The 25,627-nt window shown below is 64.8% G+C and carries 27 protein-coding genes; 15 read left to right on the top strand and 12 right to left on the bottom strand.

Annotated features, from left to right (window positions below):
• Positions 1 to 336: 336 nt before the first annotated feature.
• A complete protein-coding gene (locus P8R42_05230) occupies positions 337 to 1,824 on the bottom strand; it encodes an MBOAT family protein (GenBank protein ID MDG2304050.1) in 1,488 nt (495 codons plus the stop codon).
• Positions 1,825 to 1,918: 94 nt separating this feature from the next.
• Here P8R42_05230 and P8R42_05225 point away from each other — a divergent pair, with 94 nt between their 5' ends.
• Positions 1,919 to 3,139, top strand: a complete 1,221-nt coding sequence (locus P8R42_05225) for a hypothetical protein (GenBank protein ID MDG2304049.1) — start codon at positions 1,919 to 1,921, stop codon at positions 3,137 to 3,139.
• A gap of 383 nt (positions 3,140 to 3,522) precedes the next feature.
• Here P8R42_05225 and P8R42_05220 read toward each other — a convergent pair whose 3' ends face one another.
• Positions 3,523 to 3,936, bottom strand: coding sequence for an SRPBCC family protein (locus tag P8R42_05220; GenBank protein MDG2304048.1), 414 nt, complete (start codon positions 3,934 to 3,936; stop codon positions 3,523 to 3,525).
• 304 nt (positions 3,937 to 4,240) lie between these two features.
• Between P8R42_05220 and P8R42_05215 the strand changes: the two genes are divergently transcribed.
• The 3 genes from P8R42_05215 (at position 4,241) to P8R42_05205 (ending at position 5,824) form a co-directional block, all read left to right on the top strand.
• Positions 4,241 to 4,378 (top strand): hypothetical protein, encoded by a 138-nt coding sequence (locus tag P8R42_05215; protein MDG2304047.1) that lies wholly within the window; start codon positions 4,241 to 4,243, stop codon positions 4,376 to 4,378.
• A gap of 10 nt (positions 4,379 to 4,388) precedes the next feature.
• Entirely contained in the window at positions 4,389 to 5,606 is a 1,218-nt protein-coding gene (locus P8R42_05210) for a cytochrome P450 (GenBank protein MDG2304046.1), read from the top strand.
• 68 nt (positions 5,607 to 5,674) lie between these two features.
• Positions 5,675 to 5,824 (top strand): hypothetical protein, encoded by a 150-nt coding sequence (locus P8R42_05205; GenBank protein MDG2304045.1) that lies wholly within the window; start codon positions 5,675 to 5,677, stop codon positions 5,822 to 5,824.
• Between the two features lie 85 nt (positions 5,825 to 5,909).
• Here P8R42_05205 and P8R42_05200 read toward each other — a convergent pair whose 3' ends face one another.
• The 3 genes from P8R42_05200 to P8R42_05190 all read right to left on the bottom strand — a co-directional run bounded on the left by P8R42_05200 (position 5,910) and on the right by P8R42_05190 (position 9,081).
• Positions 5,910 to 6,683, bottom strand: a complete 774-nt coding sequence (locus P8R42_05200) for an enoyl-CoA hydratase/isomerase family protein (GenBank protein MDG2304044.1) — start codon at positions 6,681 to 6,683, stop codon at positions 5,910 to 5,912.
• Between the two features lie 47 nt (positions 6,684 to 6,730).
• Positions 6,731 to 7,039 carry a hypothetical protein gene (locus P8R42_05195; GenBank protein MDG2304043.1) on the bottom strand — a complete coding sequence of 103 codons (309 nt, stop codon included), beginning with the start codon at positions 7,037 to 7,039 and terminating at the stop codon, positions 6,731 to 6,733.
• A gap of 188 nt (positions 7,040 to 7,227) precedes the next feature.
• The gene (locus tag P8R42_05190) at positions 7,228 to 9,081 is read right to left on the bottom strand and encodes a pectin acetylesterase-family hydrolase (GenBank protein ID MDG2304042.1); all 1,854 of its coding nucleotides are present in this window, start codon (positions 9,079 to 9,081) and stop codon (positions 7,228 to 7,230) included.
• A 346-nt stretch (positions 9,082 to 9,427) separates the two neighbouring features.
• Between P8R42_05190 and P8R42_05185 the strand changes: the two genes are divergently transcribed.
• The 6 genes from P8R42_05185 to P8R42_05160 all read left to right on the top strand — a co-directional run bounded on the left by P8R42_05185 (position 9,428) and on the right by P8R42_05160 (position 17,107).
• Positions 9,428 to 10,183, top strand: a complete 756-nt coding sequence (locus tag P8R42_05185) for an SDR family NAD(P)-dependent oxidoreductase (protein ID MDG2304041.1) — start codon at positions 9,428 to 9,430, stop codon at positions 10,181 to 10,183.
• A gap of 5 nt (positions 10,184 to 10,188) precedes the next feature.
• Positions 10,189 to 10,989: an SDR family NAD(P)-dependent oxidoreductase gene (locus P8R42_05180; GenBank protein MDG2304040.1), complete on the top strand. Its 801-nt coding sequence runs from the start codon at positions 10,189 to 10,191 to the stop codon at positions 10,987 to 10,989.
• Between the two features lie 22 nt (positions 10,990 to 11,011).
• Positions 11,012 to 12,175, top strand: coding sequence for an acyl-CoA/acyl-ACP dehydrogenase (locus tag P8R42_05175; GenBank protein MDG2304039.1), 1,164 nt, complete (start codon positions 11,012 to 11,014; stop codon positions 12,173 to 12,175).
• A gap of 24 nt (positions 12,176 to 12,199) precedes the next feature.
• Positions 12,200 to 13,828: an AMP-binding protein gene (locus tag P8R42_05170; protein MDG2304038.1), complete on the top strand. Its 1,629-nt coding sequence runs from the start codon at positions 12,200 to 12,202 to the stop codon at positions 13,826 to 13,828.
• Between the two features lie 180 nt (positions 13,829 to 14,008).
• Complete coding sequence (locus P8R42_05165) at positions 14,009 to 15,688, top strand: class I adenylate-forming enzyme family protein (protein MDG2304037.1); 1,680 nt, start codon at positions 14,009 to 14,011, stop codon at positions 15,686 to 15,688.
• Positions 15,689 to 15,811: 123 nt separating this feature from the next.
• Complete coding sequence (locus tag P8R42_05160) at positions 15,812 to 17,107, top strand: acyl-CoA dehydrogenase family protein (protein MDG2304036.1); 1,296 nt, start codon at positions 15,812 to 15,814, stop codon at positions 17,105 to 17,107.
• An 86-nt stretch (positions 17,108 to 17,193) separates the two neighbouring features.
• Here P8R42_05160 and P8R42_05155 read toward each other — a convergent pair whose 3' ends face one another.
• Genes P8R42_05155 through P8R42_05140 form a run of 4 tightly spaced genes read right to left on the bottom strand, consistent with a single transcriptional unit; the run spans position 17,194 to position 19,441 of the window.
• Positions 17,194 to 17,952: an SDR family oxidoreductase gene (locus tag P8R42_05155; GenBank protein ID MDG2304035.1), complete on the bottom strand. Its 759-nt coding sequence runs from the start codon at positions 17,950 to 17,952 to the stop codon at positions 17,194 to 17,196.
• A gap of 52 nt (positions 17,953 to 18,004) precedes the next feature.
• Positions 18,005 to 18,889 (bottom strand): PDZ domain-containing protein, encoded by an 885-nt coding sequence (locus tag P8R42_05150; protein MDG2304034.1) that lies wholly within the window; start codon positions 18,887 to 18,889, stop codon positions 18,005 to 18,007.
• A 41-nt stretch (positions 18,890 to 18,930) separates the two neighbouring features.
• Positions 18,931 to 19,158: a hypothetical protein gene (locus tag P8R42_05145; protein ID MDG2304033.1), complete on the bottom strand. Its 228-nt coding sequence runs from the start codon at positions 19,156 to 19,158 to the stop codon at positions 18,931 to 18,933.
• A 25-nt stretch (positions 19,159 to 19,183) separates the two neighbouring features.
• Positions 19,184 to 19,441 (bottom strand): FAD-dependent oxidoreductase, encoded by a 258-nt coding sequence (locus tag P8R42_05140; GenBank protein MDG2304032.1) that lies wholly within the window; start codon positions 19,439 to 19,441, stop codon positions 19,184 to 19,186.
• Between the two features lie 46 nt (positions 19,442 to 19,487).
• On the opposite strand from P8R42_05140, the gene P8R42_05135 reads away from it, so the two are divergent.
• Positions 19,488 to 19,874, top strand: coding sequence for a RidA family protein (locus P8R42_05135; GenBank protein ID MDG2304031.1), 387 nt, complete (start codon positions 19,488 to 19,490; stop codon positions 19,872 to 19,874).
• A 17-nt stretch (positions 19,875 to 19,891) separates the two neighbouring features.
• On the opposite strand, the gene P8R42_05130 is transcribed toward P8R42_05135, so the two are convergent.
• Positions 19,892 to 20,551: an HdeD family acid-resistance protein gene (locus P8R42_05130; protein ID MDG2304030.1), complete on the bottom strand. Its 660-nt coding sequence runs from the start codon at positions 20,549 to 20,551 to the stop codon at positions 19,892 to 19,894.
• A gap of 260 nt (positions 20,552 to 20,811) precedes the next feature.
• On the opposite strand from P8R42_05130, the gene P8R42_05125 reads away from it, so the two are divergent.
• The 4 genes from P8R42_05125 (at position 20,812) to P8R42_05110 (ending at position 23,135) form a co-directional block, all read left to right on the top strand.
• Positions 20,812 to 20,988: a hypothetical protein gene (locus P8R42_05125; GenBank protein ID MDG2304029.1), complete on the top strand. Its 177-nt coding sequence runs from the start codon at positions 20,812 to 20,814 to the stop codon at positions 20,986 to 20,988.
• A 56-nt stretch (positions 20,989 to 21,044) separates the two neighbouring features.
• Complete coding sequence (locus tag P8R42_05120) at positions 21,045 to 21,416, top strand: DUF3127 domain-containing protein (GenBank protein MDG2304028.1); 372 nt, start codon at positions 21,045 to 21,047, stop codon at positions 21,414 to 21,416.
• Positions 21,417 to 21,891: 475 nt separating this feature from the next.
• A complete protein-coding gene (locus P8R42_05115; GenBank protein MDG2304027.1) occupies positions 21,892 to 22,560 on the top strand; it encodes a hypothetical protein in 669 nt (222 codons plus the stop codon).
• Entirely contained in the window at positions 22,506 to 23,135 is a 630-nt protein-coding gene (locus tag P8R42_05110; GenBank protein MDG2304026.1) for a PaaI family thioesterase, read from the top strand. The genes P8R42_05115 and P8R42_05110 overlap by 55 nt, the downstream gene beginning before the upstream one ends.
• A gap of 7 nt (positions 23,136 to 23,142) precedes the next feature.
• On the opposite strand, the gene P8R42_05105 is transcribed toward P8R42_05110, so the two are convergent.
• Complete coding sequence (locus P8R42_05105; GenBank protein ID MDG2304025.1) at positions 23,143 to 23,988, bottom strand: phytanoyl-CoA dioxygenase family protein; 846 nt, start codon at positions 23,986 to 23,988, stop codon at positions 23,143 to 23,145.
• 166 nt (positions 23,989 to 24,154) lie between these two features.
• The gene (locus P8R42_05100; GenBank protein MDG2304024.1) at positions 24,155 to 25,222 is read right to left on the bottom strand and encodes a GDSL-type esterase/lipase family protein; all 1,068 of its coding nucleotides are present in this window, start codon (positions 25,220 to 25,222) and stop codon (positions 24,155 to 24,157) included.
• Between the last annotated feature and the right edge of the window lie 405 nt (positions 25,223 to 25,627).

Below are 25,627 nucleotides of genomic sequence, written 5' to 3'. Positions count from 1 at the left end.
CCCGTTGCGAAGTTGTAGCTGTGACCGCTGTCGTCATCGCGCGCACCTCGCGGCAATGGGCGTCGTCGAGCCGCCCCAACGTGTCGATGTGACTCTCGGCAGAGAGCCGCACGTTCACCGGAGAATGTCCCGGAATCCAGATGGAGAAGAAATCCTTGTCACCGGGCCGGTCGATGTCGCCCGGTAGGCTGTCGTTGTGCCGAAGCACGGTAGCGCCGTGACGGCGATTGGAATGATCGTCGATCGTTGCAAAGACGGGCGTGGCCAATATCGTCGCGGACGTCATGAACGGCGGTTCATGGCCGCCGCAGGTCGCGCACGCCGCCGGGACGGAGCTCAGAACTGGAAGTACAAGAACTCGTCGGATCGCTCGAGGTAGAGGATCGACAGCGCCGCGAGCAGACCGACCAGCACCGCCCATCCGGTGCCGAAGCCGAGTCGAGGCCAGTGCGACGGAACCTCGGCCGGGTCCGACGGGCGCGGGAAGTCCAGCGCGGGCTCGAAGTCCCGCAGGAGCTGCTGCGTGTTCGGGCCGAAGCAGGCGATCGCGAGAAGCGCGAATAGTACCGCCGCCAGGGTGACCATCTCGCCGGCGAGAGGCAGACCTAGACCGTTCGTACCGAGCATACCCGCGTAGACCCGGCCCGCGGTCGAGAGATCCTCTGCGCGGAACAGAACCCACGCGAGCACCACCGCAACGAAGGTGAGCGCCCACGAGAGTGCGCGGCCGGAGGCCGTCGGCGGACCGCGCTCCCCACGCACCTTCGTCCAAACGTTGTCGATGCAGAGGTACAGGCCGTGCAGTCCACCCCAGAGCGCGAAGGTCCACGAGGCCCCGTGCCAGAGGCCGCCGAGCAGCATGGTGATCAAAAGGTTCGTGTAGCGGCGGGACTCGCCCCGCCGATTTCCGCCGAGAGGGATGTACAGATAGTCGCGCAGGAAGGACGAGAGCGTAATGTGCCAGCGCCGCCAGAACTCAGAGATGCTGGTCGAGCGGTACGGCGAGTCGAAGTTGAGCGGCAGGCGGATACCGAACAGGCGCGCACAACCAATCGCCATGTCGCTGTAGCCTGAGAAGTCGAAGTAGATCTGAAGCGCGTAGGCGATCGAACCGGTCCACGCCCTCCACAAGCCGACGTCCGCCCCGCCCGCCGCGTCGGTAAACATCGGCGTCGCGTAGAGCGCGACGCTGTCGGCGCAGATCACCTTCTTGGCGAGGCCCACCACGAGGATCGTCCCACCGATCGCCACGTTCGACCACGAGGTCCGACGTCGCCCCTGGGCGAGCTGCGGAATCGTCTCGTCATGCCGGACGATCGGGCCGGCGATCAGCTGCGGAAAGAAGCTGATGAAGAATGCGTACTGAAGCCCACCGTATGTCGGCGCCGTTCCGCGGTACGCGTCGACCAGATACGCGACCTGCTGGAACGTGAAGAACGAGATGGCGAGGGGCAGTTCGATTTGCGCGAAGCCGAACTCCGCTCCGCTCATGTTCTCGATCGACGAGACCAACAAGCCCGTATACTTGAAGTACCCGAGCGCGAGCAGGTTCGCGGCGACGCCGGCCGTGGCCACCAGCTTCCGGCGCCCTCCCTCCGTCCGCGGATTGAGCCGGGCGAGCAGACGCGCCAGCGCGAAGTTCATCGCCATCGAACCGACGAGAAGCGGCAGATAGACCGGGTTCCACCAGCTGTAGAAGACCAGCGACGCGAGGACGACCCACGCGAGTGCCGCGCGACCCCACCCGTAGTGCTCCAACGCGAGAAAACCCGCGAAGCTGATCGGGAGGAAGACGAACAGGAACTCGTAGGAGCTGAAGACCATGGGTTTCGGGTGCCGCTGGGCCCGTCTCTATACCACGGACCCGCCGAGACGTTTCCCTCTGGGCCGCGTTTGCCAATCGGGGTATACGAGCCCGGTGCGCCCCGACGACACCCGAACGCCGCGGCTGAGCGGCCGGCGGTTCTTCACGATTGCGGCCTCGTCCTGCCTCGCCGCGCTGCTCGTCGTCGTCCTCGTGAACGCCCTGGTCGATCCCCACGATACGGTCGGCTGGGCCGAGATCGACGGCTGGACGGACCGGAAGATCCCGGATGCGCCTTACGGCGGCCGCGCGGCGCTCTCGCTCCAACTCGGGCATCAGGACTACCGGGGCGTGATCCTCGGCACGTCCCGGGAGCGGTTCGGCTTCGCCCCGAAAGATCCGCTCCTCACCGAACGCGGCATCAAGAACGCCGCGCTCGCCGGAACGAACCTCGACGAAATCGCGACCGTCCTCGACTTCGCGCAGGAGCAGCAGGACCTCGAGATCGCCCTCATCGGGCTCGATTTCGTCGCCTTCCGCGGCGGTCGCGAGGCGGGCGGTGATTTCGACGACTCGCTGTTCGCCGGCCGCTCCCCCTGGGCCGTCCAGCTGGGTCGGCTCGCCTCCGGGCTGACGCTTCAGGACTCGATCCGTACCGTACGAGCGAGCCGAACCGGGCAAGGGCCCGCGGTCTCCGAGGCAGCGGAGTTCTTCGAGCAGTCGAGCGGACCCGCCTGGAATCGCTTCGCGACGAGCCTGTTGTCGTACGCAGCAAAGCACTACGTCTGCTTCGCGTACGACCCCGCCCATACCGAACGACTCGGTGCCGTTCTCCAGCGCGCCGTCGCGGCCGGCGTCGAGATGATCCTCTTCTTTCCGCCAGTCCACGCGACGCAAATCGAAGCGATCCGTGCGGCGGGTCTCTTCCCGGCCTACCAACAATGGCGACGTGACGTCGTCGACGTCGTCGCGCGCATCGCGGCGGGTCTGCCGGAGAACGAGCGAAGCCGTGTGCAGCTCTGGGACTTCTCGGGCTACGGTCCGTTTACGACAGAGCCCATCTGGAAACACCGACCGTCCGACTGGTACTTCGAGTCCGCGCACTTCCGCCCGGAGCTCGGATCGCTGGTGCTACAGCGCGTGCTCGAAGAGCCCGAGAAAAGTGATACGTTCGGCGTTCGCATCGATCCTGCAACGTTCGATGCGCACGCGCGCCGGCAACGGGCAGAGAGAATTCAGTGGGCTCGCAGTCACATAGGCGATGCGAAGCTCGTCCGGAGAACTTTTCGAGCAACGGCGGACCTCAGAGCCGACTGCCCACCAGACGTCGGCTGAACTGCCCCATCAAAGCGCACATCAGGCGAGGAGAAGACCCGCATAGGCCTCGCTTTTCTTCATCGACGATGCCGACCCATCTCGGGTCAGGCTCCTAGCTCAGATCGCTGTCGCGTCACCCGCCCGACGCGTAGCCATCCAACCCGGAGCGAAGCTCGCCGGTCTCGAGCGCCTTCATCCCGTACTCGAGCTCCCGCGGCCGAGCCCGACAGCTTTCGGCACTTGCTGCAGTGGCACTGAGAGATGTCGAGGAACGGCGACGAAACTTCGCACCAGACCTTTCCGCAGAGACAACTTCCGGGAACCGTCATGGCGATCGGCCCATCAGAATCCCCGCGACGGATGCACCCCGACCGTTTCCACGGCCAAGGATGCGAGATCGATCAGGTGACGGCTTTTCGGATCGCCGCGATGCCGCCCTGATAAACGCCGGTAAAGAGCTTCGCACAGTCTTCTTCCGCAACGCCCTTCGGATCGAAGCTGCCCTGCCACGTGACGCGCGCCTTGCCCTCGGCCGCGTCGTGGATCGTCATTGACGCGAGGTAGTTCTCCACGGGCACCGGACCGGAGATGATCGAGTAGGAAAACGTGCGGCCGGTGTCGTCGATGTGCTCCAGACGTTCCTGGATCTCGATGCCGCCCATCTTGAGCGTGCGGACCGCACCGATGCCCGAACCGTCGACCTCACAGCTGTCGATCCCGTCGTTCCACTCCTTGACGCCGCCGAACTCGCGGACGAGCGCCCAAACTGTCTCCGGCTTGGCGTCGACCTCCTCTTCGACTCGAATTTCACCCATGGTGGTCCTCCCTTCGCTCCCAAGGCGTACTCTGCCCAGCCCGCGGGAGCAATCGGGGCACCCGAAGGCCCGTAGGCTCCTCCCGACCACCTGACGGCCACTGTTCCCGCAGGTCGACCGTGGCTATCCTGGGCGACATGCAGCTCCTCTTGACCGCGCTCTTCCTCGTGGCCGCGATCATCAATTTGGCCCGGTGACCGGCGTTCTCTCGGCCGACCGCCTGCATGCGCGGTAAGGGATCCCCCTGATCGCGGCATTCCATCCCCCGCTGCGCCCGCTCGCGACCGGAGTCGGGCTCGTCAGCATGGTCTCCTATCTCGTGATCGGCGTCGGCGTCGGTGGCTACAATGCCGAGTTCCAGCGGGTGGTCGTCGTCGACCTGATCGGTGTAGCCTCCCTCATCGGTGGCGAGGCCTTGAGCGCCGCCGCAGCCAAGCGCTAAGAGCCCTTCAATGCCCATGTCCACAGGACTCGACCTTTCTGATCCGCAGACCTACGTCGCCGGGGTCCCGCACGACTACTTCCGCATGCTGCGGGAGAGTTCGCCGGTCCATTGGCAACCCGAGTGCAAGATCCCCGGTGCGCCCCAGGGCGCCGGCTATTGGGCACTCACGCGGTACGAGGATGTGGCATTCGTCTCGAAGAACTCTGAGCTCTTCTCGTCTGAGCGCGGCAGCAGCGTCATGACCGACCTCCACCAGAGAGATCTCGAGAACATGCGCGAGCAGCTCATCAACATGGATCCGCCCAAGCACACCGAGCTGCGCAAGGTGATGACACCGCACTTCAAACCCCGCACCGTGAAGTCGACCGAAGAGGACACGCGGGAGATCGTCTGCCAGACGCTCGACGCGCTCGAAGGTCGGGCCGAATGCGACTTCGTCGAGGACATCTCCGCGCCGGTCTCCCTTCGCGCCCTATGCCACTTCCTCGGCGTGCCCGACAAGGACTCTAAGAAGTTCTACAAGTGGACCAACAAGCTGATCGGCTCTACTGATCCCGGGGTGAGCAGCGCGTTTCGCGGCCGCCTCGCCGTGATCGAGATCTTCATCTACGCGGCCTTACTCGCACGCAAACGGCGCAAACATCCCACGGGCGACATCTTCTCGAGCCTCGCAAACGGCAGCGTGAGCGGCGTCCCCATCGACCGACTGAAGCTCGGCATGAACTTCTTCCTGCTGATCATCGCCGGGAACGAAACCACCCGGAATGCACTCAGCGGCGGCGTGCAGGCGTTGTCGGACAATCCCGAGCAATTCGAGCTGCTTCGGCGCGACCCGAGCCTTCTCCCGCAGGCCATCGACGAGATGCTGCGCTTCGCGACGCCGGTGATGCAGTTCCGCCGGACCGCCATGCGCGACACCGAGATTCGAGGACAGAAGATCCGGGAGGGAGACAAGGTCGTCGTCTACTACGGCGCCGCGAACCGCGACCCCGACGTCTTCGAGAGCCCGGAAGTGTTCGACATCAGCCGCAAGACCGATCCCCACCTCGCGTTCGGCACCGGCACGCACTTTTGTGCGGGGAGTCACATGGCGCGGCTCGAGATGCGCGTCGCCCTCGAAGAGCTTCTACGCCGCTTCCCGAACATCCATCTCAACGGCCCGGTCAAGCGCCTTCGCTCGAACTTCATCAACGGCATCAAAAGCATGCCCGTCGCGTTGCAATAAACGGAGCTGAGTCCGATGCCCGCGGCGAGCCGCAATCCCGCCACGGAGTTCCTCTTCAGGATACACCCTTGGATCCATCGGCGTTTTGCGGGCGCGTGCTCGGCAGCGAGGAACGCACGACGGACGTCCGCACCATCCCCGTCGCCGTGCTCAAACGCGCGACCTCCCCGACGCCGAGAAGCGGTCTGATGTGCACGATCGGGGCGCGACAGAAGTGACGACTAAACAAACGGCCGAGACTAACGAACGTCCCTACTTCAGACACTGCCTGAGACTTGCAGGGTGGTGGGGATTTCCCCCGGCTCAGAACCCGGAGAGGCGCTCGGCCGTATCGCGGATTTCCGGATACAAACGGGCCGCTTCTTCGACGAGGCCGTCTTCGATGTCGCAACCGGATTGGGCGACGGCGTAGAGGTCCTTCATCGCGGCGACGGCGGCACGGGAGTTCTTCGTGATGGCGTTCGCCCGCTCGAGAACGAGCGCGTCGAGCGCGTCCTTGTCTGCGACGGCCGCATTCGCAACGCCGAGCGTGACCGCTTCCTCCCCCAGGAAGGTGCGCGCCGTGAACGACAGCTCCTTCGCGCGACGCAGGCCCACGGCCTGCGCCAACGTCTGCGACATCCCCCACGTCGGCCGAAGCCCGAACTTCGCATGGGTGTCCCCGAACTTGGTCGCAGCCGTCGTCAGGATGAAATCGCAGTGTAACGCCATCTCGAGCGCGCCCGTGAAGCAGGCACCGTGAACCTTAGCGATCACCGGGCGGGAGCACCTCCGCAGGGCTAGGTAAGCGCGCCGGGCCGAGTCGTCGAAGACGTTGCCGATCTTGCCGGCTTGCGGGGTCTCGTTCTGCAGAACCTTCAGATCCACTCCGGCGGAGAACGCCCTGCCAGCGCCCTCCAGAACGAGTACGGCGACATCCTCAGAGGTCGTCGCAGCCTCCGCGAACTCGGCAATCCCGATCAGCATCTCGGGCCGGAAGGCATTGAGCGCGTCGGGACGGTTCAGGCGTATAGTCAGGATCCCGTCTCGGAGGTCCGTCTCGAGGAAGTCGGTCGTGGGCTCGAAGATCTGCGTCATGCCGATTTCCTAGCAGCAGGCGCCGATCGCCGCCGCGATCGCCTAAACTACCACCGCAAGGGGTTATCTTTGTGGGCTGAAGCCGGAGGCTCGGCGTGAGCGGAATCCAACTCGACGTGATCGACGCTGCCGATTCGGGTGGCGCGTAGGAGCCCCCGATCGGCGGTAGGCACGAGGAAGGATGTCGGCAAGACGACTTCCCCGACAAGCAGGCACCTACAAGCCACCCCGTCGTCGAGACGGCAATCCGGGGCGTCGAAGCCCCGATAGGTTGCTTCGTCGGATACGAGCACGATGCGATCGCAGGACAGGACGATCGGTGGGCGGCCGTCCGTGTAGAAGACGTTGCCCGACACGAACCCCTCTTGGATCCGGTGATGGATCGACCACCGCTCCGGACCAAAGTCCTTCTGGATGAGGGTCGCGGCGCCGTATCGGCTTTACTGCACGGACGACTCCTGCGCCGGCGCGGAAGACGCGCCGGCGAGGAGACTCCCGATCATCGCCAGAAGAACGGACCGCATCGGCCAATCCTGCGTCCGGCTCACGGCGCGACCTCACACGGATACGGCTCGACGCCCGGGATCGCGGTCACGAAGTCACCCTCTTCGGCGCGGTCCTCGACCGTGTCGGGATCCGTGATTGCGCGCCAGAACCAATCGGCCATGACTTCACCGTCGACTTCACCGAGCCAGAGATTGCCGCCCAGCGAAACGACATGAACGCTCTCGTCGGACACGCTCGTGAAGTAGTACTGGATGCCGTTCAGGTCCTTCGTGTCGCAGTACGACTGCCGGAGCGTGTTGATCCAGAACGCCTCGTCATCGAAGAAGGCGTCGTTCTGCTGCGTGTTGTCCTTCGGGTTGCTGAGGATCAGCATCTGCTGCTCGGGAACCTGCTTCAATCGCGGCGAGATCGCGTTGTAGAGCGTCGGGCCGACGGCGCATTGACCGTCGAAGCAGTACGACGGCAGGTTCTGGAGGGTGCCCCAGGCGGGGATCTTCACGTCGCCGAGCCCGCTCACGCCGAGGACGGATCCGTTGTCCAGTGCAAGCCCCGCATCGGGGAAGGCCGCGGTCCGCGGCCACTGCAGGTCATCGAGAAGCCAGTGGTAGTTGTACAGCGTGCCGTACCCACCGGCCGACCAACCGCCGAATAGCGCGACGATCTCATCCGGACGGAAGCCGGCGTCGCCTTCCTCGTCCATGAGCTTCCAGACGACATCGCGCGTCATCTGCACTGCGGCCCGCAGGTTCACGCCGCCGTATCGGGGAATCGAGATCTCGTCGAACTCTTCGACGACCCCGCCGCCGGCGAAGACGTCCTGGTTGCAGTAGGGGAGGTAGATCTTGGTCCAATTGGCGAACGGGCTGATCTCGGGATCCGTCGACGCGATGCCGATGCTAAACGGCTCGTCATCCATCGCCGTGAAGAGTCCCGGATTGCCATTGAAGCGCGCGCTGCAGTCGTTGCCGAAGAGACAAACGCCGCCGCCCTGCAGGCCGATCAGGATGCGATCGAGAGGCTCGCCCTCGGGCGCGAGGCGGACCTGAAAGGCAAAGTCGGAACCGTCGCCGCACAGCGAACCCCACTTGTCGCCGTCGACGATGATCTGCTTGTACTCGCCGCGCGGCGCATCGAAGTCCGTGTTGGACGGACCACAGTTCAGGTTTACGCCGGTCGTATCCGGCTGACCGGTAGCCGTGATGCAGTCGATCTGATGCGCCGAGCGCGCGACGTACGTTTCGGGCGTGACCGCGATCAGGCTACTGAGATCGTCGCACGCGGCCTCGACGTCGGACTGCATCGTTGCGGCCAGTGCACTTCGATCCTGTTCGACCGAGCCGCAGTCGCCACTCGCGAGACACGCGTTGATCCCGGCGAGCGCCTGGTCGACCATGCTCGATGCAGCAACGTGCGCGGCGGTGAGACACGACTGCCCGGTGCCATCGACACTCGGGTAGACGGCACCCTGGGGACCGCCGTACGTACGCCAAGCCAGCGACGACGCTTCGGACGAACACGAATTCTTCAGACGACCGACGAGCGCGTCGGCGGAGAGCGACAGGAAGTCCCCATCTGCGCAGTTATCGCGCACCGCGGTCTCCAGGTCCGACGTCGCCGCGTTTACCGCAGCGTCGTTCCCGGCACACGGTGCGCCATCATCGCTGTAACAACTCGCGACGGCCGCCCCGTACGATCCCAAGCAGCTCCGCAACGCCTCCGACGCCACCTCGGCACACGACAACTCCGGCGCGGGCTCCGGCGTCGGCATCGGCATCTCCGGTCTCTCGCCCCCCGAATCCCCCGAGCCCTCGTCCGAGTCAGAACAGCCCACCACCCCAAAGCTCAAAACGAGGGCAGCCACGAGCACGAGTCGCCGAATTCCAATCTGCATAGCCGCGAACCCTAGCACGGCTAGGAACGTTGGTTAGTCGCCCAAAAACGTTTAGTAGCCAACCGGTCGACTTTACTGCGTCTCCGGGACCCACCGCCAAAGCACCTGCCAAAGCGGGGACGTCTTTTAATCTCGACCGAACCTTTAATCGTCAGAATCTGACCGGCTGGGCGTGCACCCCAGAGCCCTGGGACCGTCGCCGGTCCGACGCGGACGGCACCTGGACAGCCGCGACGCTTAAGCACTTGGCCGAGATTAAAGAACGTACCTGCTTTCCCTCACGGGTCCGTCCAGGGTAGTGAAAACTCACTTCCGCAGTGGGCGGGGGCAACGAAAGGCATTCGGCATGGATTTGGGGCTTCGAGGGAAGGCGGTCGTCGTGACCGGCGCGAGTCGTGGGATCGGCAAGTCGATCGCGCTGGGATTTGCGGACGAGGGGGCGAACATCTCGCTGTGCGCGCGCGGGACGGAGGCGCTCGAAGAGACCGCCAACGAGATCCGAGAACGCGGCGTTCGCGTGAACGCAGAGGCGTGTGACGCCCGGGATGGAGCGTCGCTCGCAAGCTTCCTCGAGGGGAGTCGCGCGGCGCTCGGCGGCGTCGACATCTTAATCAACAACGCCTCGGGCTTCGGCGGCACCGACGACGAGGAGAGTTGGCTCGCCGGATGGACCGGCGACCTGATGCCCGCGGTTCGTGCGACGTGGACGGTCGCGCCCTGGATGGAAGCGGCGGGCGGCGGCAGCATCGTGCACATTTCATCGATCGCCGCGCTCGAGGGCGGCATGCCCCCCGCCTACTCCGCGGCGAAGGCCGCGATGATCAGTCACGCGAAGAACGCCGCGGTCGCACTCGCATCAAAAGGAATTCGCGTAAATTGCGTCGCCCCCGGCTCGATCGAGTTCCCCGGCGGAATCTGGGACCAAGTGAAGCAAGGCGTACCGGCCCACTACGAAGCCACCCTGGCCAGCATCCCGTTCGGTCGACTCGGCCGACCCGAAGAAGTCTCCGACGCCGTCGTCTACCTCGCGTCAAACCGGGCTAGCTGGATCTCCGGCGAGTGCATTGCGATCGACGGCGTGCAGCACAAGGGAACGTTCTAAGGATCGTGTCGGGCAAGCTCGAAGGAAAGCGAATCATCGTGACCGGTGCCGGCTCCGGGATCGGCGCGGCATCGGCGGCGCTGTTCGCGTCGGAAGGCGCTTCGGTCGCCGCGGTGGACCGCAGTGCGGAGGCCGCGGCGGAAACCGCGAGCAAGATCGCGACGGCCGGCGGTACGAGCATCGCGATCACCGCGGACGTGTCTTCTCTTCCCGACATGGAGCGCATGGCGCAGGAAGCGGCGAGCGCCTTGGGCTCCATCGACGGCCTCTTCGCGAACGCCGGCATCACCGGCGTCGGCGATGCGATGTCGATGGACCTCCAAACCTGGGACCGCGTCATCGCCATCAACCTCACGGGCGTGTGGCTCTCGAACAAGGTCGTGCTGCCGTTCATGGTCGAGAACGGTGGCGGGTCGATCGTGAACCAGGCGAGTATCGGCGGCCTCGTTGGCATCCCGGGCATCGCACCGTACGCAGCGGCCAAGGCCGGAGTGATCGGCCTCACGCGTCAGATCGCAGTCGAGTTCGGCAACCGACACGTGCGCGTCAACGCGCTCTGCCCCGGCACCGTCCCCACCCCGCTCGTCACGGCGACATACGCCGAACGCGCGGCGCAGAACATTCCCACCGCGACGGGATCGATGAGTGCCGAGGAAGGCCTCAAGAATGCAGTGAAGCGCTACCCAATCGGACGCCTCGGCACCCCCGAAGACATCGCCTCGTTCGCGCAGTTCCTTCTCTCCGACGAGACGGGCTGGATCACCGGTGGCGTCTTCGCCGCCGACGGCGGCTACACCGCCCTCTAACGCCGCAAAGCGAGAACCCACGATGAATTTCGACCTGACCGAGGAACAGCACCTCTTTCGCGAATCCGTGCGGAAGTGGGTCGTGAACGAGTGCCCGAAAGACTGGTGCCGCGACCTCGAACGCCAAGAGCACCAGTACCCGCAAGAGTTGTGGGACCGCCTCACGCGTGCGGGCTTCCACGGCGTGGGCGTCCCCGAAGAGTACGGCGGCCTCGGCGGCGACATCATCACGCAAGCTCTGTTCGCGCGCGAGTTCGCGCGGCACGCCGGCGGGCTCGCCTGGATCTGGGGCATCACCTCGTTCTCGGGCGCACACTCAATCCGGGTCCACGGCAACGAGGCGCAGAAGCAAGAGTTTCTTCCCAAGATGGCAGCCGGCGAACTCCGTGCAGCGATGGCGTTCAGCGAGCCGAGCGGCGGCACCGACCTCCTCGGCGGGATGAAAACCGAGGCGCGCCGCGACGGTGATGGCTGGCGCGTGAACGGCGAGAAGATCTGGAGCACGACTGCAGACAGCGCCGACTATCTTCTCCTCATGGCGCGCAGCGAGAAGAACCCGGCGCGGCGCACCGATGGCATTACGGTGTTCTTCGTTCCGCGCGAGACCCCCGGCGTCACCGTGACTCCACTTCCGAAGCTTGGCATGCGCGCGCTCAGCTCCTGCGCCGTCCACTTCGAAGACGCGTTCGTTGCCGACAATTTCGTCCTCGGGGAAGCGGGCAAGGCCTGGTACGAGACGACGAAGACCCTCAACAACGAGCGGATCCTCAACACGGCGATGTGCCTCGGTATGCTCGACGGCGTTCTGGAAGACGCGCTCGAGCACATGAAGACGCGTACCGCGTTCGGCAAGACGATCGGTCACTTCCAGGTTTTGCAGCACTACATTGCGGACATCGCGATGTCGCAGAAGCAGGTCGAGCTGCTGCTCTACAACACCGCCTGGTTGCAGGCCGAAGGAAAGCCCTGCGGCGTCGAGTCGACCATGGCAAAGACAGTCGCATCCGAAGCGGTCTCCAAGGCAGCCGACCGGGGCATCTCGATCCTCGGCGGGATGGGCTACTCCGCGGAAACCGACATGCAGCGCTACTGGCGCGACTCACGCCTTCTCTCAATCGGACCCATCAGCAACGAGATGGCGCGCAACATGATCGCTCAGGGCTTTGGACTGCCCCGGTCGTTCTAGGGAATCAGGACGGACGGTACGAGCGTGACGGAACGAGGCATCGAGGCGCGAACGCTCGGAGATCTGATTCTCCGCGCAGCCGACCGCTGGGGCGACCGAGAAGTTCTGGTCTTCCCCGACCAGCGCGTGACCTACGCAGAACTCCTGCGCCGTTCGAATACCCGCGCTCGATCCCTAGCCTCACTCGGCATCGGCCCCGGGGATCACGTCGGGATTCTGGCGCCGAATCTCGTGGAGGTCGTGGAGCTGCTGTTCGGGATCGCACTCTGCGGCGCCGTCGCCGTCCCCATCAATGCACGGTACAAGACGCGCGAGCTCGCGTACGTCATCGAAAACGCCGACCTGAAAGTGCTGTTCACCACGACGCGCATCGCCGACTACGTCGACTTCGTGGAGTTGCTGCAGGGAGCACTACCCGAGCTGCTCGACGCCACCGATCCTCTCACACTCACCCTCTCCGACGCGCCGCTGCTCCGCACGATCGTGTTGCTCGAAGACCTCGATCGCTCCGGCCTGATCGGCCTCGGCCAGTTCGATACCCTCGCCGACAGCGCCACGGACGAGGCCGTCCGGCGACGAGCAGCCGACGTCTCTCCCGAAGACCCGTGCGTGATGATGTACACTTCGGGCACGACGGCGAACCCCAAGGGGTGTCGTCTCAGCCACGACGCGATCACGCGAAACGCCGGTGCCGTCGCCGACCGGTTCGAGATGACCGAAGTCGATCGACAATGGAACCCGCTCCCGATGTTCCACATGAGCGCGTACATGCCGCTGCTCGCACAGATGCGGACGGGCGGTTCGTTCGTGACGGACACGCACTTCGAGCCCGACGCCGCGTTCGATGCCATCGAAGCCGAGAAGCCGACGATCCTCTTCACCGCGTTCCCGACGATCATGGGTGCGCTCACGAGTCACCCGCGCTTCCGCGCCGATGCGCTGCCCCAGGTCCGACTCATCAACAACGTCGCGCCGCCCGCGCAGCTAAGAGAGAACATGCAGCTGATCCCGCAGGCCACACACATCAGCGCCTACGGCCTGACGGAAGCTTCGGGCATCTGCTGCTTCGGCAGCCGTCACGAAGACGACGAGACCCGCGCAACGACCTCGGGCCGACCGTTCGACGGTGTCTCCGTTCGCATCGTGGATCCTGAAACGAGCGCGGAAGCGGCCACGGGCACCACCGGCGAGATGACGCTCAAGGGCTTCTCGCTGTTCGAGGGCTACTACAAGTCACCGGAGAAGACGGCGGAGGTATTCGACGACGGCGGCTGGTTCCACACGGGCGACTTGTGCTCCGTCGACGCGAACGGCTTCGTCTCCTACCACGGCCGCATCAAGGACATGCTGAAGGTCGGCGGCGAGAACGTCGCGGCCCTGGAAGTCGAGTCCTTCCTCACCGGCCACCCCGCCGTCCAACTCGTCCAGGTCGTCGGCGTCCCCGACGCAAAACTCCTCGAAGTCGTCGCCGCCTTCCTCCAACTCCACCCTGGCGCCGCCTGCACCGAAGACGACATCCTGACCTACTGCAAAGGCAAGATCGCCTCCTTCAAGATCCCCCGCCACATCCGCTTCGTCACCGAATGGCCCATGTCCGCCACCAAGATCCAAAAGTACCGCCTGAGGGAGATGATTGGAGGGGACGTTGGTTAGTCATGGCTAAAATGTTTAGTCGTCGAGATTGTGACCTCGTTCCCTTTGAACATGGAGCGTCACGTAGTTTCGGGAGATCGGGATCCACCGCTGACGTTCGACGACTAAACATTTTAGCCATGACTAACCAACGTCCCCTCCCACGAGCGTTCCCAGCGGCGCTGCGATAGGTTTTCAGGCATGGATCGACGAGAGGCTCTTGCTGCCCTTACTGCGCCGGGCGAGGTTTATGAACTCGAAGAGGTTGATGTGTTGGGTCGGGCCTGTCGGGCGTTTCGGAATGCACCACCGACGCTGCGCGACTTGTTCGACAAGGGGCGGAGCGATCTCACGTTTATCGTGTACGAGGCCGAACGCCTCACCTTCGAGGATACGTGGGGGCACGCGGCGCGCATCGCGCGTCTCCTCAAGGATGAGTACGGCGTCGACAAGGGCGACCGGGTCGCGATCTCGATGCGAAACTATCCGGAGTGGATCACCGCCTTCACAGCCGCGACGTCGATCGGCGCGATTGCCGTGGCGATGAACTCGCTCTGGCAGCCCGACGAGATGGCCTACGGGCTGAACGACTGCGGCGCGAAGGTCCTCTTCGCCGATGCCGAGCGGCTCGAGCGCCTCTCCCGCCAGAACGAGACGTCACCGGACTTGAAAGTCGTCGGCGTTCGAACGCACGACACGCACGGCGTGAAGGCGGATCTCCTCGAGGACCTCCTCGCAAAGACCCCGGCGACCGAGATGCCCGTCGCGGACATCCACCCGAACGACGACGCGACGATCTTCTACACTTCGGGCTCGACCGGGCACCCCAAGGGCGTCGTGTCGTGCCAGCGCAACATCATCACCGCCCTGATGTCCTGGGAACTCGATGCGCACGCCATGGCGAAGATGCTCGGGCGCGAGATGCCCGTCCCACAGGAACAGCCCTCGACGCTCCTCGCCGTACCGCTCTTCCACGTGACCGGTTCCCACGCCGTGTACCTGTCCTGCTACCGCGCACAGCGTCGAATCGTCTCGATGTACAAGTGGGACGTCGACACGGCCGCGGCCCTGATCGAGCGCGAGCGCATCGCTTCGGTCGTCGCGCCCGCCGCGATGACCGGCGATCTCGTCACAGCGGCCGAGCGGACGAACCACGATCTCAGCTCGCTCGACTTCGTCGGCGGCGGCGGAGCACCGCGCGCGCCCGCCCAAGTCCGCAACATCGACAAGGCCTTCAAGAAAGCGAAGCCGAACACCGGCTGGGGCATGACCGAGACGAACGCGATCGGCACCGGGATCGCTGGGCGCGACTACCTCGAGCACCCCGAGAGCTCCGGTCGCTGCTCTGCCGTGCTCGACATCCGGATCGTCGACGACACCGGCAACGCGCTCCCGACGGGAGAACGCGGCGAGGTTCAGATCCGCGGCACGACGGTCTTCCGCGGCTACTGGAATCGGGACGACGCCAACGCCGAAACCTTCATCGGCGACGGTTGGATGCGAACCGGCGACGTCGCCTACATGGATGAAGACGGATTCCTCTACATCGTAGACCGCATCAAGGATCTCGTGATCCGAGGCGGCGAGAACATCGGCTGTGGTGCCGTCGAGGCAGCCCTGCTCGAGCATCCCGACGTCGTGGAAGTCAGCGTCTACGGCGTGCCCGATGAGCGGCTCGGAGAAGAAGTCGGCGCGACCATCTACGCGCTCGCCGCACTCAGCAATGAAACGCTGACAGAATTCCTGCAGCCCCGCCTCGCCCGTTTTGCGATTCCCCGCCATCTACGGTTTTCGGATAGCCCTCTCCCGCGGACGGCGTCCGGCAAGATCCTGAAGCGCCAAGTCCGCGACGAAGCCGTGGCCGCCCTCTCTAACAAGTGAGCAGTTTCCGCCGCGCTTGGTAGGAAGAAGCAGCAACGGAATCCACCCAGCATCGCCCGCCGCCCGGCAGGCGCGCCATTGAAAGAGGAGAATACCGTGCCCGGTCTCGAGAATACCGACGAAATGTTCGACCTGCGGATGTCGGAAGCCGCCAAGCCGCTCTACGAAAAGGTGAAGACCTTCATCCGTGAGGAAGTCGAGCCGGTTGCGATGGAGTTCTTTCAGCTCGGCGAAGGCCGCGCGGATCGCTGGTCCTGGGCCCCCGGACAGCTGGAGCTCCTCCAGAGCGTCAAGGACAAAGCCAAGGCGCAGGGCCTGTGGAACTTCTTCCTCCCCGACGCCGACACCGGCGAGGGTCTGAAAAATCTCGACTACGCGTACATCGCCGCCGAGCTCGGGCGCACGCCTCTCGCGTCCGAGTCACTCAACTGCTCCGCGCCGGACACCGGCAACATGGAAGTACTCGAGCGCTGCGGAACGGAAGCGCAGAAAGAGAAGTGGCTTAAGCCTCTGCTCGCCGGCGAGATCCGCTCCGCCTTCGCAATGACCGAACCCGATCTCGCGTCGTCAGACGCAAAGAACATCTCGTGCCGCGCCGAACTCGTCGGTGACGACTGGGTGATCAACGGCGAGAAGTTCTACATCTCCGGCGCCGGCGACCCGCGCTGCAAGATCATGATCGTGATGGTCCAGACCAACCCGGACGCCGCACCGCATCTGCGCCAATCGCAGATCCTCGTTCCCAAGGACACTCCCGGCGTCGAGATCCTCGGCGGCATGCAGGTGTTCGGACAGGACGACGCGCCCCACGGCCACATGCACCTTCGCTTCAACAACTGCCGGGTCCCGAAGGAAAATATCCTCCTCGGCGAGGGCCGCGGCTTCGAGATCTCGCAGGTCCGCCTCGGGCCCGGCCGCATCCACCATTGCATGCGGTCGATCGGTGCCGCCGAGCGCGCGATCGAGCTCATGGCAAAGCGCGGCCTGTCCCGCGACGCCTTCGGCAAGAAGCTCGCTCGTCTCGGAAAGAACGTGGAAGTCATCGCAAAGGCCCGTATCGAGATCGAAGCGATGCGCATGATGGTCCTTAAGGCCGCGAAGGCCATGGACGTTCTGGGCAACTCCGAGGCCCGCGTGTGGGTGAGCGCGGTGAAGGCGATGGTCCCCGAGCGCGTCTGCAAGATCATCGACGAGGCGATCCAGATCCACGGCGCGACCGGCGTGTCGCAGTGGACTCCGCTTGCCGCCCTGTACGCGGGCCAGCGCACGCTGCGCCTCGCAGACGGCCCGGACGAGGTCCATTGGTTCGTGGTCGGGCGCTCCGAGTTGTCGCGCTGGTCTCAGGAGGAGATCGATGCGTACAACCCGAAGGAGATGTACGAGAACCGGTCCGCGGGGAAGGCGTTCACCGGTCCGTGAGACCGCCGGGCATATGCAGTCGACTCTTCGTCGACTAGAAGAGCAGCATCGCGGCTCCGGGGGCCCGCCCCGGAGCCGCAGTGCGTTTACGCCCGGATGATCTGCCCGCCGTCGACCGCGAGGATCTGGCCCGTCACCCACGACGCGGCGTCCGACAGCAGGAACAGGCACGCTTCGGCCATGTCCTGCGGCGTGCCGAGGCGGGAAAGCGGGATCGACGCGACGAGGCCTTCTCGATACTCCGCGGGGACCTGCTTGCCGAGCGCGTCGGTGTCCGTCGGTCCAGGCGCAATCGCGTTCACCCGGATGTTCTGCGGGCCGAGGGTCCGGGACATCGAGTGGGTGAGGCCGTTCACAGCCATCTTCGCGAGGCCGTAGTGGTTGACGCCCATCCACGCGGCGGTCGACGACTGGTTCACGATCGCGCCGCCGCCCCGACTCGCCATCGACGGAGCGCAGGCACGGATGCACAACAAAGCGCCGTCGAGATTCACGTTCATGAACGTCTTGTAGTAGCCCCACTCGACGTCGAGCAGTGAACCCTGCTTCATGTTGCCGAAGATCGCGGCATTGTTGACGAGATAATCAATCCCGCCGAACGCCTCTTCCGCCGCCTTCGCCATCGCGAGCGTGGACTCCTCGGAGCCGACGTCCGTCTGGACGAAAACCGCCTTCGCCCCCGAGGCGCGAATCGCGGCCGCCACCGCCTCGCCCTTCTCCGTCTCGAGTTCGGCGATCACGACGCTCGCGCCTGCCGATGCCAAGGCACGCGCGTAGCCCTCGCCGATGCCGCCGCCGGAACCCGTTACGATCGCTACCTTGCCGCTGAAGTCGTGGGTGGTCATGGATGGGACTGTAGGGATCGGACGGCGAACATCAATGCCCGAGCCGAAGCCGTCACCCGGGCCGCTGCGGCTCCGCAGCAGCCAGGTCGACGCGAACTCCGAGCGGTCCTCGCGGAATCATGAGCCGCGTGCGCCGACCGTTCCGGATGATCTCGACCGGCGTCAGCTCACCGACCTCTCCGCCGACCGTCGCATCGCGCAGATCCGACGGGCTGAAAATCCTCTGCCCGTCATAGCTGATCACGTAATCGCCCGGCTGCACACCGACGTCCGCGGCCGCCGAGCCACCCATCACGTCGGCGACCTCGACCCGATTCTGGTGACCGGTCGTATAGAGCATCCAGTCGTAGAACTCGTCGCCGTACTCGTCGCGCGTCGACGGACCGTCGACGCGGAGAGCTTCGGTCTCCTCACGAAATCGCTGCGAGTTGAGCCAACCTTCTCGCGACGCGATGTCGCGGAGGTAGAGTCGGTCGAGCTCGCGCTGATCGGCGTCCTCCTTGAACTCCCGAACGGTCGCTTCATCGAAGCCAGCGACGACGAGCGCGTCGACATCGAGGCCCCGCCGGCGCGCGCGGGCCCCGTCGACTTTATCCCGAGCGGCCGCGGCGTGCGACGCGGAGGCATGCGCGACCTGCCGGGTGCCGCCGCTCGCCTGAACTCGAGCAAGCTCGTTCTTGAGAGACGCGACTTCAGCCGCGAGGCTCAAGCGCTCTTCCTTCTCGCGCTCGACAGCGTCGGCGAGTTCCCGGATTCGCGCTGCGTAGTCTTCGACCGTGCCTGCCGGAGACCTCGCGGAAGCCTCGCGGGCCGCGGGAGTGCCCGGCTCGGCAACCCCACCGGTCTCAGCCGGATCTTCGGAAAAAAACGTGAGCGCGCCGACCGCCAGCGAGGCGACGACGACAAGGGAGAGGGCGAACTGGCTTTGACGATTCATCTAGACACCTCCCGACAGAGTACGTGGCCTGTCGGGCGTGTCTACTTCGATCTTTGACCCTCGCCGAGACCACTCAGATGCCTGGGCAGCTGCGAGGTCGACGCGCGATTCCCGGCCGCAAGGGTGTTGTGGACGTCCAGGAACTGGCCGGTCGTCACGTCCGCCGCGACGTTCCCCCACTGCGCCCAGACGCCGCCGATGTGCGGCACGTTCTGCCATGCGATGGTGATGCCGTGACCGAGACCGTCGGCGAACTCGTCTCCGGCCATCTCCCGAGCTCCCTGCCGAGCCGAATCAAGTCGCTCCTACGGCAAGAACTCGCCCCGGTCCGGTATTCAGGTACGGCTCGTTCTTCTCGGGCTGAAAGGTGCACGTCTGCACGATCGTGCCGCGCTCCTTCGTCTCTTCGACGACCGTGTCGCCGTTCCGTTCGGTATGATTGCGACCACCGAGCCGATCATTGGCTTCGGGGATCGTGACGCGATGGTCGCTCTTCTTCGAGAGCAGCTCGTAGGCCGCCGTGCGACCGACGATCCCACCGCGGGCGATCACGACGTGCTCGCCGCGCCCGCTTCCCGGATCGACAGGAGGACGCAGAATGCCCGCTGGAACAGAAGCGCAATTGACGGAGGTCGGGATCGAGCTACTGGAGGTTTTCCTCCCCGTCGGGAACTACCTCGGCTGCAAACAGGTGGGGAATCTCTTGTACGTGGGCGGACACGGCCCGACGTCGAAAGGCGAGATCATCACGGGAAAGGTCGGCGGCGAAACATCACTCGACCGTGTGAAGCGGGTTGTGAAAGTGTTCGGGATGGTGAACACGTCGCCCGGGTTCAATCAAACGCCTGCGGTGATCGAAGGGGCTTCGGACGTGCTCGTGAAGATCTTCGGCGAGGCCGGGCCGCATACGCGGTCGGCGGCGGGGATGGCGGAGTTGCCATTCGACATCAGTGTAGAGATCGAGATGGTGTTGGAGGTGGAATGAGCGACTGCGGACCTCCGTCAGCCGGCGGTCGGTGCGGCCGCGGAATCGTCGACGTCCGGGAGGTTCTTCGCGGATAGGGACAACATCACGAGGGACCATCCGTTGAAGAGCATCTCGATGCCGACAAAGAGCCCGATGACCCAGAGGCCCGACACGGGCCACTCTGCCCAAATCATGAGCCCGAGGGCGAGGCTCATCCCGCCGCTCAGCAGGACCCAACCCCAGTGCGGGGGTTTGCCGGCGAGCGCTGCCACGATGCGGAAGATGCCGCCGATGATCAGGAACATCGCGATGATCAGCGTCAGAGCCACCGCACTCGCCGCCGGATTCGCGAGGAGCATCCCGCCGACGACGAAGTAGAGAACGCCTCCGAGGAGATCGAGAAAGAAGCCACCCCAGTCCTTCCGCCAGAACGCATGGATCGCCTCGGCCAGGCCGCCGAAGACCATGAGCCAACCGAGCAAAACGATCGACGCGATCGTCATGAGCAGCGAGGAACTGATCGCGATCGTACCGAGCACGATCAGGACGATCCCGAGCGCGAGGTACCACCCCCAGTTCTTCTTGAGGTTGGCGAGACCGACGCGGAAGAGGTCGACTCCGGCTTCAACTGCTGCTGGCGAAGGTCCGTTCTGGTTTTCTGTCACAGGCGCAAAATACGCCATTCGATCGTTCATGCAACGAGACCGCAGCCCCATCGCTCGCTCTTTCGTTTAAAGTCGTCCTAGGGTTCGACGTGACGAAAACCCGGCCCACCCCGGAGAACCTCCTGACCTCCACCCGCCCCCTCTGTGCACTGCTGCGAAACCTGGCAGGTGCTCGCGACGAAGGACGAGGTCATCGCGAACCGCCCCGAGCCGCCAGAGACCTGGGCTGCGATGGCGCCGCTCGACGAAGAGCTGCCTGGCCCGCTGGAGAATGAGTTCGGCGGCGTCGCGTGGCCACCAAGAATCTGCCCTACGACCGAATCTACCTCTACGACGCCGCGCGGCCGTTGCACCTGAGCTGGGCCCCGGAGCCCGACGCAATGGTGGTCCAGACGTACGAGGCGCGCCCGGGACGCCTGATGCCGCGCTCACTGAGCAAGGAGAACGTCGTAAAGCTCGGCGATTGAGATTTTGCGCGCAGTGCCTACTGCCATTCCGGGTGCGGAATGCTTATGGTCCGTAGATGGGATTGGAAGCGACAGGGACCATCTTCAAACTCTTCGACGCCAAGCAGATCACCGAGCGCTTCAAAAAGCGTGAGTTCGTGGTGCAGATGACGGAAGGCAACCCCGAATACCCGCAGTACGTGCTCTTCCAGCTGACGGGCGACCGCTGCGCGACGCTCGATGAATTCCAGCAGGGCGACGAGGTCCGCGTGGAGTTCAGCCTGCGTGGCCGCGAGTGGACGAGCCCGACGAACGAGGTGAAGTACTTCAACTCGCTCGACGTCTGGACCGTGCAGAAGCTGAATGGGAGCGCGGGCGGTGGCGGTGGCGGTGGCGGTGCGAAGGAGGATTCCGGGTTCTCCGACGAGGGGGAAGAACCCCCGTTCTAGGAGGACCCGCTCGTCCTTGGGGGGCTGTCATCGCTCAGGCCCCTCACGAAACGCCGCGCGTCTGCCCTTCGCCCAACAGAGCTCGCCCGACGTCGCTCCGGTCTCCGAAGTAGGGACGTTCGTTAATCTCAGCGCTTTCGTTAATCGTTACTCTCGCCGCAACTGGTCGGGCGAGCCTTCGGTGTTTCGCCTTGGCCTCCGGTCATTCCGGGGGCTTCTACTGATTCCCGGGCGGGCGCGGATCGCGGGACGTCGACCGGATCGTGGGTCGGCTGTTCGTTTTCTCAGCCTGCGCGAGAGGAGCGCGGTGTGATGGTCGCCGCCCAACCCGCACGTCGAGTTCCGCCCACATGGGTCCTGTACTTGGCAGTGGTGATCGTATTCTGGTCCGCGAGCCTCTACTTCGCCGGGATCCGCGGGGAGAGCATGTGCTCGCGGTACCTCGTGCTCGGCATCGTGCTCCTGCTTCCCGATGATGTGGCTTCCGCTTCAGACCCTTCGTCCGGGGATCGGGTCAATCGCCGCAGCGACGTTGCTCATCGGCATGCTCGGCTCCTTCGAACCTACCGAGCGGTACGACACGCGAGTGTGGATCACGGGTAATCCGCACTTGGAGATGCGAGACGTCGCGTCGTGGATCTCGTCGAGCGAGTTCAAAGATGACTTCGTTCTTCTGACCGACATGGGGTGGACCGCGTCGTATCTCGCGATGCACTGGCCCGAGATCGCAGACCGCAGGGCCATCGTCTCGGATTGGGTAGAAGACCCCTGGGTTCGCGAGCAGGCCGTCGATCGGGCTCCAGGGCTGTTGGTGACGCGGGCGGCGGACCTCCGGCAGCGAGCGCGCGTCGAGGAAGCACTGAACTGGCAGATCAATCGCGCGGCCCTGGTTTACGAGCACGGCGGTGTCGAGGTCTACGATCTCGAACGAGCCCGGCCTGCGCACCTCGAGGTCACGGCCCAAAGCGCCTCGACAGGGAGTCTCGGAGATCGAGGGAACCAGAGCCCCGTTGACCGGCCGCACGCCGCTCCGTACGAGTCTGCTTCATGGACAGTGACGAGCGCGCCGCCGCGCGAGTATCGGAGGTCATGCGAACCGCACCCGGGGCGCTTTCACCGCTCGCCACCGAAACGCACGCGCTGATCGAGCAAATCCTTCGGACGGTGGACGGGGCGAAAGACTTCGAAACCGACGTCGCGTGGGCAGCCGAGCAGATCGACGCGATCCGCGCGCGACTTGCGCCCCACGCGCGACTTGTGGGCCTCAACCTGGGCCGTCCGGCAGATCCACCGGCCGGGAGACCGTTCTACGTGTCCGGCGTTCTCGGCGGCCCGCACCATCCGATGACGATGCCAATCGACCTGGCGACGTCCGAGGGTATCACCACCGGTCGCGTGAATCTGGACATCGCGTGGGAAGGTCCGCCCGGCTGCGTGCACGGTGGCTACGTCGCCCATCTCCTCGACTGCATCATGGGCCAACACAACCTGAACGTCGGCATTCCCGGAATGACCGGGACTCTCACGATCCGGTACCGACAACCGACGCCGCTCTGCACGAACCTGCGATTCGAGGTCCGTACCGACGAACGCGTGGGCCGGAAGATCGCGTCGAAAGCCGAGATCTGGGCGGGCAAAGCACTGTGCGCCGAGGCCGACGGGATTTTCATCGTCCCCGCGCGACCGCTCGGGGATGCACCCGGCTGGGACGAGGACTGAGCGGCACTCAGACGCGCGAGTTCAGGAGCGCCAGCGCCGGATCTCCCACTGGCTGCAGACATCCCTCGAACGTCTCGCCCTGCACCGAAGTAAACCCGTACTCACTCAGCTGCGGTCCGAGCGGCACGCACTTCGCGCTCGCCATGTGCAGCGTCACCACGCGCCGATGTTCGGTGGTTCGGTTGCCGCCGGTTCGGTGGAGCATCTTGGTACTGAAGAGAACACAGTCACCAGGCCGAAGCTCCAGTGTGATCGCCTCGGCGTGATACGCGTCGTTTCCTTCGATCCCGGCCGCCGCGAGCGCTCCGAAATTGATGCCTTCCTTGATCTCGTGCTGCTGAATGGGAAGCCGGTGCGAGCCGGGAACGATCGTGAGTCCACCGTTCGCCTCGGAGACCGGGTCGAGAGGGATCCACACCCCGACGCACTGCTTCTGCGGACGGAACGGGAAGTACGCAGCGTCCTGGTGGAACGGATGCACGGACTGCGCGACGCCGGGCGGCTTGTAGATGAACATCAAGAGAAAGGCGAGAAGGTCCTCGCCGATCAGGCTGGAAACGGCCTCGAGGACACGTGGGAAGCGCAGGCACTCGGCCATCGTCGTATCGAAGCGATCGGGGTTGATGATCTTCCAGAGCGCGTGCTCGGGATCGTCGGGCATCGGCAGCTCGCCCTTCGCGAACTGGATGTCCTTCACGAGACGGTTCGCAGCGCCGTCTGGGAAATCACCGCGTGCGATCTCTTTGGCACGCGAGAGGTAACGCTCGATCTGGTCCGGTTCGAGAACGCCGGGCACCACGACGTAGCCGTGCTCCCAATAGTGATCGATTTGGTGTGTCGAGAGGCTTCCCACGGGACGGTCTCCTAAACGCTACGGCGTTTCGCGAACGGCACTCGTTATCCTAGCGCTCGCCTGCCATGCGGACCAATCGAAGCGGGGGAACGGTTGTGGAGGAGCTCAATCGACCACCCGACGCCGTCGAAACGCCAACGGGCCTTCCGCTCCACCGCCGCCGCTGCTAGTGGCCTCGCGCCGTCGCGATTCGGTCCAGAAGGACTTCGGCGATCAGACCGTGAGTGATGGCGGAAGGGTGCGGATCCGTCAGCGACACCGTCATCTCGGACTCCTGGTAGTGCTCGAGGTCGTTAGCGCGGATGTACCCGCCGATGGCCGGCTCCGCGAGCACGGTCGTAAAGCCGCGGGCTTCGCATGCCGCGAGCATCCGATCCAGAGGCGCCACCTTCCAAAGGCTCACCGCCACCACGTCGAAGCCATGCGCGTCACGCATCTCCGCGAGCTCGTCGAGCGCGGCCTCAAAGGGCGCCCAACCCACCATGTCTTCGTACTGCGGTGGCACCCGGTGCGGATCGCTCTCGAACCCGAAGCCGCCATCGCCTTCGCGCGGCGAGTCGACGAGGCCCTTCGGAGCCGCGGCAGTTCCCGCATCGAGACCCTCGCGCGCGACCCTGAGCAGGAACGACTCATTCAGCGCGAAGACATCCGACCGGGCACGGATGAAATTCGGCAGCTGCAGATCATTCGCGACCAAGCCAAGCACGACGAGATCGGGCTCGAGATCGAGCGCCTTCTCACGCAGCGTCCGAACCTCCATGACCGTATTGTAGCCGGGGACACCCGTATTGACGGCGTCCCAGTGTTGGCCCCCTTGCGAACTGAGGCCGCGTGCGAGGAGCTCGAGATAGGCTTCCTCTCGCTCGACCCCCCAACCGAACTGCGTGGAATCCCCGATCCCGACGATCCGTTTCCAGCCCCTGGGCTTCGGCGTCGTGACCTCGGGTCCACGAAAGCCGCGCTCGTTGGTAGAGAGGGAAGCGCCAACGAAGGAGACATCCTCGATGGCCGGACGAAGCTCGTAGACGATGCGATCATCGGCACTGATCTGCAGAATCTCCCGCAACCAGGCAGATCGGTCGGTCGGAAGGGGAGCCGGATTCGCAAGAGCGAACTCCAGGGCGCGTCGGTCCTCGCGCCACGCGACCACACGAAAAACGACTTCGAGGGACAGCAGCGTGAGGGCGGTCGAGGCGACGAACAGTAAGAACCGTCCCCGGAGTCCAGAGCGCATGCGCGCAGACTACCAGGCCGGGTCCGGCTTCGCGGCCGGCATTGTCGTACTCCGCTTCGGTCCTGGCGAGGGGATAGGACCGGTCCGCCTGCAATACAAAGGATCGAGATGAGAGGGTGGCGCGGCGCGGGCGTGACGGGTTCGGCTCGGCTCGGAGCCGCTTCGCGGCGCAAAAGACTGTCGAGTCCCCGTCGATTTCTTTTTTTCGGGAATATTTCTTCGCGCTCCGGCTCCGAAGCAATGAGCGATGCTGCCTTCCCCTCTCGAGGAGCGTGTGTATGCGCGGGGCTCCTCGCTGGGCGTTGCAGCAGTAGGGCGGACCGGCCTTCGACCCGCTCCGAGCGGCTCGTTTCGCGATGATTTCGTTGCCGGGCCAGAGAGAATCCTGCCTTTCGGGGCCTCTAT

The sequence above is a fragment of the Candidatus Binatia bacterium genome, from assembly GCA_029243485.1.
Classification (GTDB): domain Bacteria; phylum Desulfobacterota; class Binatia; order UBA12015; family UBA12015; genus VGTG01.
This window is presented reverse-complemented; position numbering and strand designations above follow the sequence as displayed.